Below are 14920 nucleotides of genomic sequence, written 5' to 3'. Positions count from 1 at the left end.
TAGATCAGTTTGATCCGTCTCCATCCGTGGCCTATTTTTTGTTCTTCAATGGAAAGATTGGCGGTGTGTCATTGCAATGTGAGCCCGCATTTGCCGCAGAACTTGATATGCGGCGGGTAAGCTCCGCCGCAGCGGCGGCAAAGGCGTTCGGCCTGCGGCGGTATACTTTGATACGGCGAAGTAAAATTCGCCGGCTGGCGAGCCGCGGTTTGCTGGGCGGGCGTAATATTCAGGCCGCAGCGGCCGCAGAAGCGCGTGTTATTGATGACCGGAGCCGCACACCGCGGGCAAGGGTATGTGAGAGACGGTTCGGCGCGGCTGATCACTTGGAATGAACCGCTGCCGCATCGGCCGCAAAACCGCACGCCATCCGCGAATCGCGAGCCGCAGTTTGCACAAGCCACAATTCCCGGCATCACGCTCGACTGCGGCGAACCGCCGGTGCTCCCCCCCTGAGATGATGGATGGCTTCCGCCGCCGTGTCTGCTTCGAAGCTGAGCCTGGATCACCTGCTCGTTAGCTCCATCCCTGATCTCGATCACCCGCTCGTCATCTTTTTCGCCCGCTTTTGAAACGCGCCAGATATGCTGACCCACAGGAATGTCGGTCAAAACGACCCGGCCTGAGCTGCCAACGCTTCCCTTTCGCTCGTCGTTAACATAAACCTCGGCATCCATCGGAGCCAGCACGACGAGCCTCGATTTTCCTGATTTTCGCTCGGCAATATCCACCGCGGCGTCCTCTAGCTCGCCTATCCAGGCCGCGACCGACGCCGGCCGATTTGCCGGATCTGTCTGCAAGGCGCTCATGATAACGCGGTCGACGTCTGCAGGAATGTCCGTACGAATCGATGACAACGGCGGCGGCGTGTGCATTACCTTTTGCATGACGAGCTGCATTAATTCCCCTGAGAATGGGGTCTTACCGCCAAGCATCAGATAGGCTATCGTGCCGAGCGCGTAAAGATCAGCCCTTTTATCAACGGGAAGTTCGGGCTGCATCTGCTCGGGTGACATGAATTCCGGCGTGCCAATGATACCTCGTGACGACGGAGTCGCCTTTGACGCAGTATCGGTCACGGTCTGGTTCATTATCTTGGCGAGGCCAAAATCGCCGACTTTCACGAAGCCGTCGCCGCCCTTGCCTTTCTGCATGATGAAGATGTTGGCGGGCTTAAGATCGCGGTGCAGAATATTGAGATCATGTGCCGCGTCGACGCCGTCAGCGATCTGGCGAAGCAGCCGAACTGCCCGCTTGACCGGCAGAGTTCCCTCGCGTCGAAGGAGCCGATGCAGCGTTTCGCCCTCAACATACTCCATTACGAGATAGAAAATACCTTCCGCCGATTCGCCGAAGTCGGTAACGCTGACCGTATTCGGATGCTGGATCGACGCTGCAGCCTGCGCTTCGCGCTCAAACCGGGCAATTGCCTCGCCTTCCTGCAGGTCGTCGCTGCTTAAAATGTCCTGGCGAACTGTCTTTACCGCGACTTTTCTCGTATCGAATTTTTTATCTCTCGCGAGATAGACCTGTCCCATTGCACCGCGCCCTAGGCGGCTTTCCAGCAAATACCTTTCCGCCAACAGCTGCGGCCCGGGCAGAGCAAACCGCGTCGGTATTGCGTCGGCCGGGCACAACGCAACTTCGTCCGGAAAACAGAGCTCGCATTTTGGGCATTCCTTCATGGCTATGAATATCTTGTACGCGCGTTAAGAATATTCCAAATCAAGAAAGCCCGACAGAATATTTTTTGCGAAAAAATGAGACGCGGTTCTCCGGGTTTTGGTTGCCGGGGTTTATTTTGTTATACTTGTGATTGCTTTTTGGGTCGATAGCTCAGTTGGCAGAGCAGCGGACTCTTAATCCGCGGGTCGCAGGTTCAATCCCTGCTCGGCCTACCAATTCAAGAGAAGGAAAGTCCTTTATTTCGGGCTTTCCTTTTTTTGTGCCAGGAGCTGGTGTGATTTTCTTTTCCAGGCGCCTATCCGGAATATGAGGCAACTGACGGCGATTGGATAAACCAGAGAAAAGGGTACTCGGTTTACGTCATTAGCTTATCCGGTGTAATTGGAAGCGAGCGGACCCTCGTTCCGGTCGCGTTGAAAACGGCGTTAGCAACTGCGGCGGCGACGCCGACGATTCCAACCTCGCCAACACCTTTTACGCCCAGTTTGTTAACGATCTTGTCTTCCACGAACCAGCGGCCGGCGGAAGCGATGAATCGCCGATCTTGATAGCGACCTTTGAGATCGGAAGATTGAGCGTTTCTAAGGCTATCTGGGCTAGGATACCCTCCTTGGTCTTGTTCTACGAGTTAACGATAGATAACCCGGTCAAAAGTTCAGTCAAATTTTATCTCTTGATTTTATACTTGATCGCGCCATTTCAGCACTTCTTCGCGGAGAATTGGATTCTGCTGAAAGCTTCCGGTTTGCCCCTGGGCGGCTGTTGCACGCTGTATATGCCAATAACTTAATCCCAACTTGCCGAGGGCTCTTACGTAACGGCTTCGCGGTTTGAATTTGCCGTTGAATAATCCGCTCAGTATCCAGCCCGAGCTCTTGAATGCAGATGTGGCGGTCTTGGCATGCTCCGCAGGAATAAGGCCGCGGGCGATGTCGATCGCGAGCATTTCGTTGAGGATCTTGTTCTGCCGTCGCATGATATAGAGCGAAAATCCGACGAAGATCAGGAAGAACGGGATCTCCAGAACGAGGTAGCCGATCACAAATCCCTGCAATCCGCCAAAAACAGCCATGCCGTTCCATATTGCATGAAGCGTCACGGCGGCAATATAACCGACGAAGGGTAATAGAACTTTTACGGCCTTATTGTGCGATTCACGCGAGATTCCGCATCCGATGCCCGTCATGCTTGTAAATGTGACGTGTGCAAACGGCGACATGATACCGCGCATTGCAAAAATGACCGCCAATGCCCCGAATCCGCCGCCGCCCAAAGCTCGACCATAATAAAGGACGTTCTCAACCGTAGCAAATCCCAATGCAATAACACCAGCAAACACGATCCCATCCAAAATATCGTCAAAATAACGGCGGAAAAAGATCAGAAGGATCAATAGCCCAAGCCCTTTCGAGCCTTCCTCGAAGATAGGAGCGGACATGACAGCTCCAACAGCTTCGCCTGCTTCAGGCGAAACAGCTATGCCCACGGCGATGCCGAAGAACGTGTTGATGATAAAGGATACGACGACCGCTACCAGAGCTCCCCACGCAAACGCGAGGCCTAACAGCCATAAAGGTTCGGGATCGTAACGATCGAGCCAGATCAGCGGCAGCAAATAGATCACCGCGGGTATGAATGCAATGACCGCCGCGATCACGGCCGGAACGATGCCTACGCTCAAAAACATCAATGCAGCAACGATCAGGATCAAAAATGCGATCGCGAAAAGCGTGACGCCGATCCCAACGTATTTTTTTGTATTCGTGGGTTCAACTTTAACATTCGTCGCTCCGCCAAGAGCGAAATTATTGAGCGAAGCCTGCATGCTTACCGGCTGCTGGGCTGCGTTCTGGTTGAACTGCTGTGCTTCGTATTCGTGAAAACTCTGCTGCCCGGACACCACCGCCTGCGGCATTTCCGAATCGATCCGCACTGAGGCGATCACGCCATTCGTACCGAACTGGATCTGATCCCCGGAATTGAGCTTTGCCGTTTCGATCTTTTGACCGTTCAAAAACGTACCGTTCGTACTCTTGTTGTCCGACAAATAGAAACCATCGGGCCGCGCCTCGATGTAGGCGTGCTGCTTCGAAGCAATGCGCTCGGTCTGCGGATCGAGCCTGACGCTGCAGGTATCACTCCGGCCGATGGTTACAAATCCGGTCTCTAATTCATAATTCCGGCCCGCGAGCGTGCCGCTGCTGATCGTCAGGTTTAATTTCATACTGCAATCATAAGAACAAACCGCCCAAAGTCAAGCGTTTTTGCTCAACTCGCGGCGGCGATCTTTGTTTGAACTTGAAATTACTGCGGATTGACCGAAGACGGCGTCGGAATATCACCGGATCTGCCAAAAATTCGCTGCGTATAGGGCGTGCCGGAACTATTGAGGATGTACCATTCGTTCGAACTCTGCCTAAAGATCGCCACATCTGTTTTGCCGTCACCATCGTAATCGGCAGGGATCGGCTGATCCGACGGAACACCCCACACAAAAGACCGCATGAACGGTACGGCGGCAGGATCGAGGACGAACCAGTTGCCTTCGGATGGACGATAAACTGCGAAATCCGTTATTCCGTTGCCGTCAAAATCGGCGACTACCGGTTTATCAGTACTGATCCCGAACTGCCAGTAAAGAGGTATAGACGACGAACTTCGCAAGACATACCAAACACCATTTCCGGGTCGCCAGATCGCGATATCGGTTTTGCTGTCGCCATCATAGTCACCCGCGACTGGCTTATCGCCTATCATTCCCCATTGGACCCCAATGAAGCCAAGCGTGCTCCGCAAAATGTACCAACTGCCGTTCGAAGGCCGAAAAACCGCAACGTCTGTTCTACCATCCGCGTCATAGTCGCCCGGAACCGGGATATCGCCCGCGATACCAAATGGAACTGCGATGAAGGACGTGTTTCGTCGGAGATACCAGACACCATTAGACGGACGGAAAACGGCGATCTCGGTCTTCCCGTCGCCATCATAATCCCCGGGAGCGAGTATGTCGTCCAGGACACCAAACTGAGGAGAGCTGACGCCGTGATCCGAGCTGTTTTCGAGTTCCCAATCACCGGTAGTTGAGCGAAAGATAGATAGATCGGTCTTCCCGTCACCATCAAAATCTGAAACTCGATTCTTCGGCCTTGCCGCCAAGCCCGACCCGTCAAGAATGAAAAGCCCGTGATCGAGATCACCGGCGAGGATCTTATTTTGTCCGAGGAATGGATAGACCGCCCAGTTCCCTTCGTACGTGTTTGGAAGCGCATTCTGCCGGTTAGCCGATCCGCAGACCATATCCCAGGGCTCAATATCCGCGAGCCTTTTCGATTCTTCGACCGGCGGAGCGAATGTCTCAGGGAATGTATCGTATTGCGCAATTCTGCGCGGAGAGGTTGGATCCGTCAGATCAAAAACCTGGACACCGGCCTGGTACCACGACACGTAAAGATAATTGCCCATCACCACAGGATTGTGCGGGCTGATCGCATTGATCCCCAGGTCACTGGTTTTTATCGTCCGAACGAGAGTCGCCTGAGCCGGGTTTCTTACGTCATAGACACGCAGATCGCCGTCCGGCACCTCGCGGCACGAATAGAGGTAATTCCCGTCTTCGCTCGTCCATGAACTATGGTTGTTGTTGTTTCCCTGTATCGTTCCGAGAAGGAGCGGCGGAGTGTTAGCGATATCGGTTAGGTCATAGATCTCTATCAAGCCGGCCCAACCCGACATATACATCCGAGCTCCACGAATATGAATGGCGTGAACCCAAAATGTTTCCTGAGGACTAAAGTCCCATTTCAGGCGCGGATTCTGCGGATCGGATATATCGATGATCCTGATCGTCCGGTTCGAAACGGCATTATAATTCTCAATAAGATAATTGCCATAGACATTCATTTCGTGAATGCCGTTAAACCCGCCGCCGCGGTTCTCGTTCACCCTACCGATCAGTGATGGATGATACGGATCCGACAGATCCACGATATGAACCCCTGTGCCGGTCTGCGCCGAACCATTTGCGTAAGGGCCGCCGCTGCCAAAATAACCGCGGTTGCCAACAACGATCGCTTCTAGAAACGTCTGCGTGGGCGAGGGATCATAAACGCTGGCGAGCACCGGGGCGTCCGGATTCGATATGTCGTAGATGAAGGCACCGCGGCAGTTATAGCTCCCCTGAACCGCGATGTTTCCATTGGCCCAGATGTCAGAGTATTTGAGCGTGGTCAGGCCGCTGGGAACTTCGCAATTCGGGTTGATCTGAGATCGTAGCCGGAGTTTTTGCGCGGAAGCGGTAGTGAGACAAATGAACAATACGCTCACAACCCAGATTGCCGCCATCCATGACCGCTTGCGATCCAAATACAATTTTCCAGCGTTATACTTCACCTTGAGTAAGTATAAACGGAAAGGTTTCGATTTGATATTGATTTTTTCGAAGTTGAGATCTAAACGCCTAAGACGCAGCCTGATAAGCTTCGCGTATGACCAGATCAAATGTGCCCGGATCTACCTTGCGAAACCGGCTATTGCGGCTGAGGGAGACGGCGACGGAGATCGTTGGGTTATTGCCCTTGAACTTCATTCCGCCGGCGACAAGCAGATTGTAAAGTTCATTCACGTGCAGCGGCCGTCCGGCCTCGCGGAGAAGCAATGTGCATGACTGAGTGATGGTCCTGTCGCTAAAGCGGTCACTGCTCGGTTCGAAATCCTGATGTACCAGTTTGGGCCGGTTCTGATTGAGATATGCCACTGAGTTGTCGCGGCGATACTCTCGGCTCGTAAGGTCCTGAACATTTGACCGAGGATCTGTTCGTTCGGAACCCGAAGTTGTTGCTTCTTCAATATGGAATGTGTTACCAAGGCTTCCGGAGCGTCCGGAATTCATCGAATGGCGAACGCCATCCACCGATCTGCCGTTCTGTGCGGCAATGCCCTCAAGAGCGCTTAACGCAGACTTAAGCCTTTCGACCTCGCCCTCGGCATCCCGCAATTTTGCAATTGCCTGGCTTAAAGCACCGCGTGTTTGTTCCAAAATGTCTTGAAGGGCATCCGGATTATTTTCGTCTAACATATTGTGTTCGTGTTGCTTACGGCATTCTCAAAATCGCCGAACAGCTTAAGATGTGCGTTTTGTGTTTAACTATTTCTACCGGTAACAAACGTCAAAACGTCTTCTAAACAAGAACGATACCTTGATTCGGCCAAAACATCAAGACTTTTTCTTGCGCGTGTTACATAATCATCCGCACGCTCTTTAATCACTTGAATAATCCCGTTTTCCCGTAGTAATGCCCGAAGGTCCTCGCGACGGATGGCGGTATATTCGCCATCGAACATTATCTTTTCAAGTTTTGGCTGAAGGTCGGGGAGTCTTTCGAGTAGATATATGAGCGGAAGCGTGAGTTTTCCTTCAAGCAGATCCGAACCCGCGGCTTTTCCCAAAGTCTCGGTTTCCGACGTCAGATCAAGCACGTCGTCAGACAATTGGAAGGCAACGCCGAGGTGCATTCCGTAGTCACGAAGAGCCTTCTGCTCAGCCTCGCCCGCACCCGCAAGGATCGCCCCGACCTCGCAGCAAGCCGAAAACAGGAATGCGGTCTTTCGTTCCAGAATGTCAAAATACTCAGCTTCCGAAATATCCAACCGCCCGATCCGAGTCAGCTGTATCAGTTCGCCCTCGGTCATCTTCCGCGTCAACCGTGTCAGAATGTCAATGATCTCGAGCGACCGCTCACGCACCGTTGTCTCAAACGCCGACATATACAGCCAGTCGCCCATCAGCACGGCGGTCTGATTCCCAAACCGAGCATTCACCGACGACCGATTCCGCCGCAGATCGGCGTTATCAATTATATCGTCATGCACGAGCGTCGCCGTGTGAAGCATCTCCATCACGGTCGCCAAACGAATGACATTGTCTTTGGTCGCATCACCGTCCAAGACGTAGTTAGACAGGATCAGTAGAGCCGGGCGAACACGTTTGCCCCCGGATGCTCTCAAATATTCGCCGAGATAGTCAATGACCTGGATGTTCGACGAAGCCTGTCGTTCGTACTCCGCCTCAACGAGCTGCATCTCAGTCTTGATAAGGTCAAATATTCTTTTAGAGAGTATAGCCGGATCGGTTGACTCTTGTTTTGGAGCAAATGTCTGCATTATCTAGTCACCACAAGCCTTCACCGCCGGAACAATAATCTTGTCAGGATTCAGAGTCCATCCCTGCAAATCGACGCTATTAATTCGGGTACCGCCTTCGTCAATCGTAACGCAATATCGTGAGGGTTGTTTATCACTCGAATCGAAATTTATACCGCCGGACCGAATCTCGGTTCCACTATCAAATTCGCCAGAAACATGAACATACTCAAGAACTCGCGATTTCTGAGTCAGATTTATAGCTTGGTTACGATTAGACTTCAAATCGAAGATAAAAAACTGATTTCCACCAAATCGCACCTTCAAAAACCCAATGTTCCGATTCGCATTGTTCGTGATCGTTATAGAGTCACGGCTTATTCCGTCGCGAAAATCGGATTCTGGCAAACCATAGAGGCCAAATACATTGTCGTCACTCCAGCGAAGTTCTCGGTAGGTAACATTAAAACTTCCTTCGAGTGGATCGGCGAAGTGTATTGGTACGCGGCTTAGTTTTCGCCCTTCAGCTATGACCTCGGCCTCAATTGTACTCATGATGAAAGGAAATTCAGGAGCATCGAGATTGCCGAAGAGATCAACTCTAAATCTTCGATCTGGAGATGTTGAAGAAAACACAGGAGGCTTTACGTATTGATACCCAATAAAGGCGAAAACAAGCCCAGCTATCAAACCTACCGCGATGCTCAAGCTGAAAATCAATTTCATTGCTCTATAGCTAATTAGATCGATAGTTATCAAACATCATATCGATCCCAAAGTCACGTCCCTTTAGCTTTGCCATGACATCCTGCAATGTATCGCGGTCTTTGCCCGAAACGCGGACAGTTTCGCCCTGGATCGAGGCTTGTACTTTGAACTTTTCGTCTTTGATAAAGCGGACGACTTCCTTCGCTTTTTCGATGGGAATTCCCTGCTGTATCTTCACAAGCTGACGAAGCGTTCCGCCGGCCGCCGGCTCGGCTTTTTGATAGTCGAGGGCCTTGAGCGAAATGCCGCGTTTGACGAGCTTGCTCTGTAGAATGTCGTTCATGTTGCGGAGCCGCGTGTCGTCCTCGGCGGTCATGATCAGGTCCTTTGCCTGTAACTCCACCTTCGCCTTGCTGCCCTTGAAATCGAACCGCTGCGAGATCTCTTTCTCGGTCTGGTTGAGAGCGTTCGTCAGCTCTGCGTAATCTGTTTTAGAAACGATGTCGAATGAATTTTCCTTTGCCATATCCTCTATTTAACCACAGATAAATCTCGTTTGGAACGCCGAACGAAAACGGCACCGTGTTCTCGCGTGACGACATCCGAACGTAGTGGACACGTTTGCACACCTTTCGCGATTATCTATTGCAACCACTAGCGTTATCGGCTTCGGACAAAATTCTTGTCCACTCGCTGTCCACCGCTTGTCCACCGCTTGTCCACTCCTAGTGTGGACAGCGTAAATGTTGTATATACGAGAGTTACTCCTGCATCCACCATCCATTCTAACGATTTTTGTAAAAAAATATTTCGAACTCATATTCTCAATCCAAAAATCATGCCAATTTGTATCTTGTGGCACGGTTTTGCAGATCGAACAGACAAACCTCACGATCTTTCCTACGAAATCATATCACGGATTGTTGCATCTTTTATCTATGCAACACGATGGGTCGCAAAACCTCGGAATATCTCCGCTCGAAGTATGAAGACGGTTACGGCTTTGTCGGCAATTCGAGGTTAAAGAATCGCAGGAAGTTATTCGTCGTAGCATCTGCGAATGTCTCGACATCCACGCCGTGAAGCTCAGCAAGAAACCTGGCGGTGTGTGCGACAAAGCTGGGCTCGTTTCGCTTTCCGCGAAATGGTACGGGCGTGAGAAACGGGCAATCAGTCTCGATCAAAAGCCGGTCGAGCGGGACGACGCGAGCCGACTCACGAAGATTCTCGGCTTTTTTAAACGTAACGTTCCCGGCAAATGAGATCATGAAACCGATCTTCATCAGATCCTCAGCCATCGCGGGCGTACCGCCAAAACAATGCATGATTCCGCCAGGAAAACCGCTTTCAGATATCAGCTTTCCGCTATCAGCTATTTCAGAACATTCCTCCGTGAGTATCTCAACCGTCTCATCATCCGCATCGCGACTGTGAATAATGATCGGCAGCCCGAGCGACCTCGCCGTTCGTATCTGCCGCCGAAAAACATCCCGCTGAACATCCCTCGGCGAATGATCGTAGTAATAATCCAACCCGATCTCACCCCAAGCGATCACCTTATCGCTCTTCGCCAGCTCAAGCAAATGCTCCTCGGCCGCGTCATCATAAAGCTTCGCATCATGCGGATGAACCCCGACCGCCGAATAAACGTGGTCGTATTTCTCCGCCACAGCCACGGCCCGCCGAAAATCATCCGTACCCGGATCGCCCGTGCCAATATTCAACATCGCCACTACCCCAGCCTCACGAGCCCGCCGAACAACCTCGTCGCGATCCTCGTCAAACTGTTCGCCGTCTATGTGGCAGTGGGAATCGATAAGAATCATTTTTGTAACTCAAACGACTTGAAAAAGCGATTGGCTTCCTCGTTAAATGCTTTAACTTTTTCTGGGTAATGATCCTTCAAGATATGCCAGTTGGTGACATCAATGTAAAGTTCATAGAGTTTTCCGTTTACAACTCTGGCATTGACTCGTCGAATATGGAACGTATCCGAGGCCGAGAACTCGATCGCATCGGACTTTTCGCTTAGAAGGTCAACAATCGAATATTTCAGAGTCGTTCCATAAGCCGACTTGACTTGCTGAATGATCTCGGGAACCGTGACCTTTTGAAGATCTTCCTTTGCAAATTCAATTACCCTGACATACATCAGCGATCCGGGCCGTTTCACGGTATAGTGAGACATGACACCAATACCTTCGCTAACCGAAGGATCACCAATGAAATCAACTGAAAATTTATGAGCCGAATTGATATATCTCTTCACCTCGGAAGAAGCCGGGGCTTTCCAGATCAAAGGAGGCGGCGGTGGTGGCGGTCCATCTTGTGAAAAGACATGACCTCCACTAACAAGCAGTATCAAAAATGCGATGGCAATTTTTAGTTGTTTCATGCTCACCTGCCTATAATAAGTGCTACTTCAATCTCGCCCCGACCTCAACATCCTCCAAAAACGCCGCCAACGCCGGTTTCGGGCCGGAATTATCTTCGAGCGACGCGGCGCAGATCATGCCTTGGGATTCGAGGCCGCGCATCATTCGTGGTTTGAGGTTGGCGACGACGACGACTTTGCGGCCGATGAGGGTTTCGGGGTCGTAGTATTCGGCGAGGCCAGCGAGGATCTGGCGTGGTTTTTCTTCGCCGAGGTCGATCTCGAAGCGGAGCAGCTTGTCCGCCTTTGGAATGCGTTCGGCGACCTTGATCTCGCCGACGCGAAGATCGACTTTTAGGAAATCATCAATTGTGATGAAGTTGTCGTCGGTTGATGGTTGATCGTTGATCGTAGCTGGTTGTTCAGAAACGGCCCCACCCGCGACCGCGGGTGGTACTGACTTTTTCGCGACTGCCGACTGGTCACTGCTAACTGCTAACTGCTCACTGATTTCGTTCATAACTTTCTTCTTATCGATTCTCGGGAAAACTCCAACGGTTTCGCCGATCTTGGTTCCGGGGGCGAGCTCGCCCCATTTTAAGTTTGCCGGATCGAGCGTGGCGATGTCTTCGCTGAGGCCGATCTGGCCGTAGATGTTTTTGGATGCATCCGGCATTACCGGATAAAGTTGGACACAAAGCCAACGGAGCGTTTCGCAGGCTCGATAGAGCACAGCATTGAGCGTTTCGGCTTGCTTTTCGTCCTTGATAAGCTCCCACGGTTTAGAATCCGAGATCAGCTTATCGACGCGGGCGATAACCGTCCAAACGGTTTCGAGAGCCAGGCTGAATTCGAAATTATCGTACCTGCGAATGAACTCGTCGCGTGCATGCTCGACCACCGACGCAAGTTCCTGATCGTCGGGACTGACTCCTGCTCGTTTGGCGTTAATGTAGTTTTCTTCCCCGATCTTGCCACTCGGGATCAAACCGTCGCGGTATTTCGTGATCATCGAGAATGTACGGCTCGCGAGGTTCCCTAAACCGCTAGCGAGATCAGCATTCGCACGGTCGATCAGGTTTTCGTAGCCGAACTTCCCATCCTGCCCAAAGACCATATCCCGCAGCACAAAATAACGCAGAGCATCTACCTGAAAATGTTCATGTAAAACATCAACTTCGATAACGTTACCCATTGTCTTGCCCATCTTTCGGCCATCGGCGTCGAGCCACATGCCGTGAGCGAAAACCGTTTTAGGCAGCGGCAATCCGGCAGCGTTCAGGAACGAGAACCAATATACGGTGTGAAACCGCAATATATCTTTGCCAACCAAGTGCACGACATTCTGCCAGTATTTCTCAAATCCAACCGACGCTTTCTCCGCGTTGCCATAACCCAGGGCCGTGATGTAGTTGGTCAGCGCGTCCATCCAGACATACATCACATGATTCTCATCGCCCGGAACGGGAATTCCCCACGACACCGACGATTTTTGCCGGCTGATCGAAAGATCCTGCAAACCGCCGCGAACGAACGAGAGAACCTCATTCTTACGGGCCTCGGGCCTAACCAGACTTAAATCGCCTTCGATCAGATCGATCAAAAATTCATCATAATCCGACAGACGAAAGAAATAGCTCTCCTCCGCGATCTTGTCGAGCGGGTGTTCGTGAATAAGGCAATTAGGCGTGTCCGAGCCTTCGGGCGTGTAATATTGATCCTCGGTCTTAAATTCCGCACAAGGCGCACAGAACCAGCCTTCGTAAAAGCCTTTGTAGATCGTCTCGTTCCCTTTCGGTGTCTTATTTTTGGCAATTTCCTGCCACAGATGCTGGACGCCTTCGTAATGGAACGGCTCTGTCGTCCGCATGAAAATGTCGTAACCGCCATTCTCGGTATCGAGCCGGAAATCGTGGAACATCCGCTTCAACTCGCCCGCGATCAGATCGACCTGCTCCTGCGGCGTCCGGCCATTTTTCTCGGCCGCACGCTGGATATTTATCCCGTGCTCGTCCGTTCCGGTCAGAAAATACGTGTCAAAACCACGCTGTTTCTTATACCGCCGCACCGCATCCGCCACGATCGTCGTGTACAGATGGCCCAGATGCGGTAGGCTGTTCGCGTAGTAAATGGGAGTTGTGATGTAGAAAGTGTTGCTCATCTATTCGTAAAAATCTTCAGCTGTCCAATATTTGCCCGGAATCAAACGGTCGTCGATCGGCTCGACGCGAACAATATCCTCACCTTGCTTAATGAGAACTTGTTCGCCATTAAACGCCATCGCAATTAGATGTTCGAGCTTGTCCTGTGCCTCTTCAACGCTGTAAACCATAACTCCTATCCGTACTATTTCATAAATCGCTTCTTATCCGGTGCCGAAAACTCATCCGTGTCCTTATACCTCGGCAACGTCGGCGAATTTGCTATCTTAAGTGCGATCGCGAGGCCGAGTTCGGCATTCTGAACCATCGCTCCGGCATCCCACCAATCGTAATACTGATCGGACGGCTGGTGATAATATTTGGCGTTGTAATTACTGAAAAAATTCAAAGCCTCGCCGGTCAGCGGCGTTAGAAAATCATCACCATGTCGCAACGAAATAGCCGGTACGCCCGATTTTGCAAATGGAAAATGGTCCGAACGGAAAAAGAATCCCTGTTCAGGCCGCATATCACCCTCGACCGTCATTTTTCGCTCGCTCGCGACTTCATCGACAAAAATTCCAAGCGAAGAACGCTCGGCTCCGAGAGCTGAAAAATCCTTTGTTTTTCCGAAGAAATTAACCCCATCGATATTTACATTCCCTGCTATTTTGTTAAGCGGGAAGAGTGGTTTTTCAGCAAAATACTCGGCTCCCAGCAACCCTTGCTCTTCAGCAGTAGGGAAAAAGAACACTGTCGAACGCTTCGGCCGCTGTTTTGCCGGCATCTTGTTTATGACATCGGCGATCCCAAGAATTGCTGCAATACCTGACGCGTTGTCATATGCCCCGTTGTAGATCTTGTCACCAGTTGCGTCGGCTTCGCCGATCCCGAGATGATCCCAGTGGCCTGAGAAAAGGACGTATTCACTCTTGAGCTTCGAATCGCTGCCGTCGATAACGCCGACGACATTTGGCGAATCAAAGGTCGTCAATTCGCTTTTCAAATTCAGATTCGCCGTCACGCCGAGATTCACCGGCTTAAAATCGCGGCTCTTTGCCTGTTGTTTGAGTTGTTCCAGGTCGAGATGGCTGATGCTGGCGAGCTTTGTGGCCGCGTCATTCGTCATCCATGCCCGGAAGTTCAGGAAGGGCGTTTTGTCGGTTTTCGTGCGGGCAATTTCGTAACGCCAATTGCCGTTAGAGGTTCGGACGACGTTCCAGCCGTAACCGGCGGATTCATTCGTGTGCACGAGAATAACGCCAGCCGCACCGCGACGAGCGGCTTCCTCATATTTGTAAGTCCAACGTCCGTAATAGGTTAGAGCATTACCGCCAAAAAGATTCGGTTCGGCGGCAGTCGCGGGCGGGTCGTTGACGAGGATCATCAACACCTTACCTTTGTACTGCTCCGGATCGCCCTTGTAGTCGTTCCATTTGTAAAGCGGAGCGTCGACGCCGTAGCCCATGAAAATGATCTCGGAATTCACCGAAACGTCCGCCGTTTGGGCCCCGGTCGTTGCCACGAAATCATCGCCGAACTTGAAATACATATTCGTCGGGCCTTTCGTGATTGTCGCAGTAAGCTGCGTGTTCGGATCGGCCTTGATTCCTACGAGCTTTACGTTTTGGAAATAACTACCCTTATTGCCCGGCTTAACGCCGCTCGCTTTCATTTGATCGGCGATGTATTGGGCCGCTCGCTTGCCGCCTGCAGTACCAGGACCGCGGCCTTCAAAATCATCGGCAGAGAGACGTTTCACGCGTTCACGCATCTTGTTCGCGTCAAAATCGCCCGTGCGATCCTGTGCGAAAACAAATGACACAACGAACGTAAATATCACAAATAACACAGTTATTCTCTTCATAAAACT

General features: G+C 51.5%; 13 protein-coding genes and 1 tRNA gene. 1 reads left to right on the top strand and 13 read right to left on the bottom strand.

Annotation, left to right across the window (positions count from 1 at the left end; all coding sequences use genetic code 11):
• Nucleotides 1–68: 68 nt before the first annotated feature.
• Nucleotides 69–1685 carry a protein kinase gene (locus IPG22_19855; protein ID MBK6590540.1) on the bottom strand — a complete coding sequence of 539 codons (1617 nt, stop codon included), beginning with the start codon at nucleotides 1683–1685 and terminating at the stop codon, nucleotides 69–71.
• Nucleotides 1686–1825: 140 nt separating this feature from the next.
• On the opposite strand from IPG22_19855, the gene IPG22_19850 reads away from it, so the two are divergent.
• A tRNA-Lys gene (locus IPG22_19850) sits at nucleotides 1826–1901 on the top strand.
• Between the two features lie 140 nt (nucleotides 1902–2041).
• Here IPG22_19850 and IPG22_19845 read toward each other — a convergent pair.
• The 12 genes from IPG22_19845 to IPG22_19790 all read right to left on the bottom strand — a co-directional run bounded on the left by IPG22_19845 (nucleotide 2042) and on the right by IPG22_19790 (nucleotide 14914).
• Nucleotides 2042–2194 carry a hypothetical protein gene (locus IPG22_19845; protein ID MBK6590539.1) on the bottom strand — a complete coding sequence of 51 codons (153 nt, stop codon included), beginning with the start codon at nucleotides 2192–2194 and terminating at the stop codon, nucleotides 2042–2044.
• Nucleotides 2195–2365: 171 nt separating this feature from the next.
• Nucleotides 2366–3910 carry a PrsW family intramembrane metalloprotease gene (locus IPG22_19840; protein MBK6590538.1) on the bottom strand — a complete coding sequence of 515 codons (1545 nt, stop codon included), beginning with the start codon at nucleotides 3908–3910 and terminating at the stop codon, nucleotides 2366–2368.
• Between the two features lie 80 nt (nucleotides 3911–3990).
• Entirely contained in the window at nucleotides 3991–6027 is a 2037-nt protein-coding gene (locus IPG22_19835) for a hypothetical protein (GenBank protein ID MBK6590537.1), read from the bottom strand.
• A gap of 115 nt (nucleotides 6028–6142) precedes the next feature.
• A complete protein-coding gene (locus IPG22_19830; protein MBK6590536.1) occupies nucleotides 6143–6760 on the bottom strand; it encodes a hypothetical protein in 618 nt (205 codons plus the stop codon).
• 65 nt (nucleotides 6761–6825) lie between these two features.
• The gene (locus IPG22_19825; protein MBK6590535.1) at nucleotides 6826–7845 is read right to left on the bottom strand and encodes a polyprenyl synthetase family protein; all 1020 of its coding nucleotides are present in this window, start codon (nucleotides 7843–7845) and stop codon (nucleotides 6826–6828) included.
• A gap of 3 nt (nucleotides 7846–7848) precedes the next feature.
• Nucleotides 7849–8583, bottom strand: a complete 735-nt coding sequence (locus IPG22_19820) for a hypothetical protein (protein ID MBK6590534.1) — start codon at nucleotides 8581–8583, stop codon at nucleotides 7849–7851.
• A complete protein-coding gene (locus tag IPG22_19815) occupies nucleotides 8561–9058 on the bottom strand; it encodes a YajQ family cyclic di-GMP-binding protein (protein MBK6590533.1) in 498 nt (165 codons plus the stop codon). Before IPG22_19815 ends, IPG22_19820 begins: the two co-directional genes overlap by 23 nt.
• Nucleotides 9059–9527: 469 nt before the next feature.
• Nucleotides 9528–10355, bottom strand: a complete 828-nt coding sequence (locus IPG22_19810; GenBank protein MBK6590532.1) for a TatD family hydrolase — start codon at nucleotides 10353–10355, stop codon at nucleotides 9528–9530.
• Nucleotides 10355–10927 carry a hypothetical protein gene (locus IPG22_19805; GenBank protein ID MBK6590531.1) on the bottom strand — a complete coding sequence of 191 codons (573 nt, stop codon included), beginning with the start codon at nucleotides 10925–10927 and terminating at the stop codon, nucleotides 10355–10357. Before IPG22_19805 ends, IPG22_19810 begins: the two co-directional genes overlap by 1 nt.
• A gap of 22 nt (nucleotides 10928–10949) precedes the next feature.
• Nucleotides 10950–13067, bottom strand: a complete 2118-nt coding sequence (gene metG / locus IPG22_19800) for a methionine--tRNA ligase (GenBank protein MBK6590530.1) — start codon at nucleotides 13065–13067, stop codon at nucleotides 10950–10952.
• Complete coding sequence (locus IPG22_19795; GenBank protein ID MBK6590529.1) at nucleotides 13068–13238, bottom strand: hypothetical protein; 171 nt, start codon at nucleotides 13236–13238, stop codon at nucleotides 13068–13070.
• Between the two features lie 14 nt (nucleotides 13239–13252).
• On the bottom strand, nucleotides 13253–14914 hold the full coding sequence (locus tag IPG22_19790) for a M28 family peptidase (GenBank protein MBK6590528.1): 1662 nt from the start codon (nucleotides 14912–14914) through the stop codon (nucleotides 13253–13255).
• Nucleotides 14915–14920 lie beyond the last annotated feature (6 nt).

The sequence above is a fragment of the Acidobacteriota bacterium genome (assembly GCA_016703965.1).
Taxonomy (GTDB): domain Bacteria; phylum Acidobacteriota; class Blastocatellia; order Pyrinomonadales; family Pyrinomonadaceae; genus OLB17.
The sequence above is the reverse complement of the archived record's forward strand: the minus strand, read 5'-3'. Positions and strand labels throughout refer to the sequence as shown.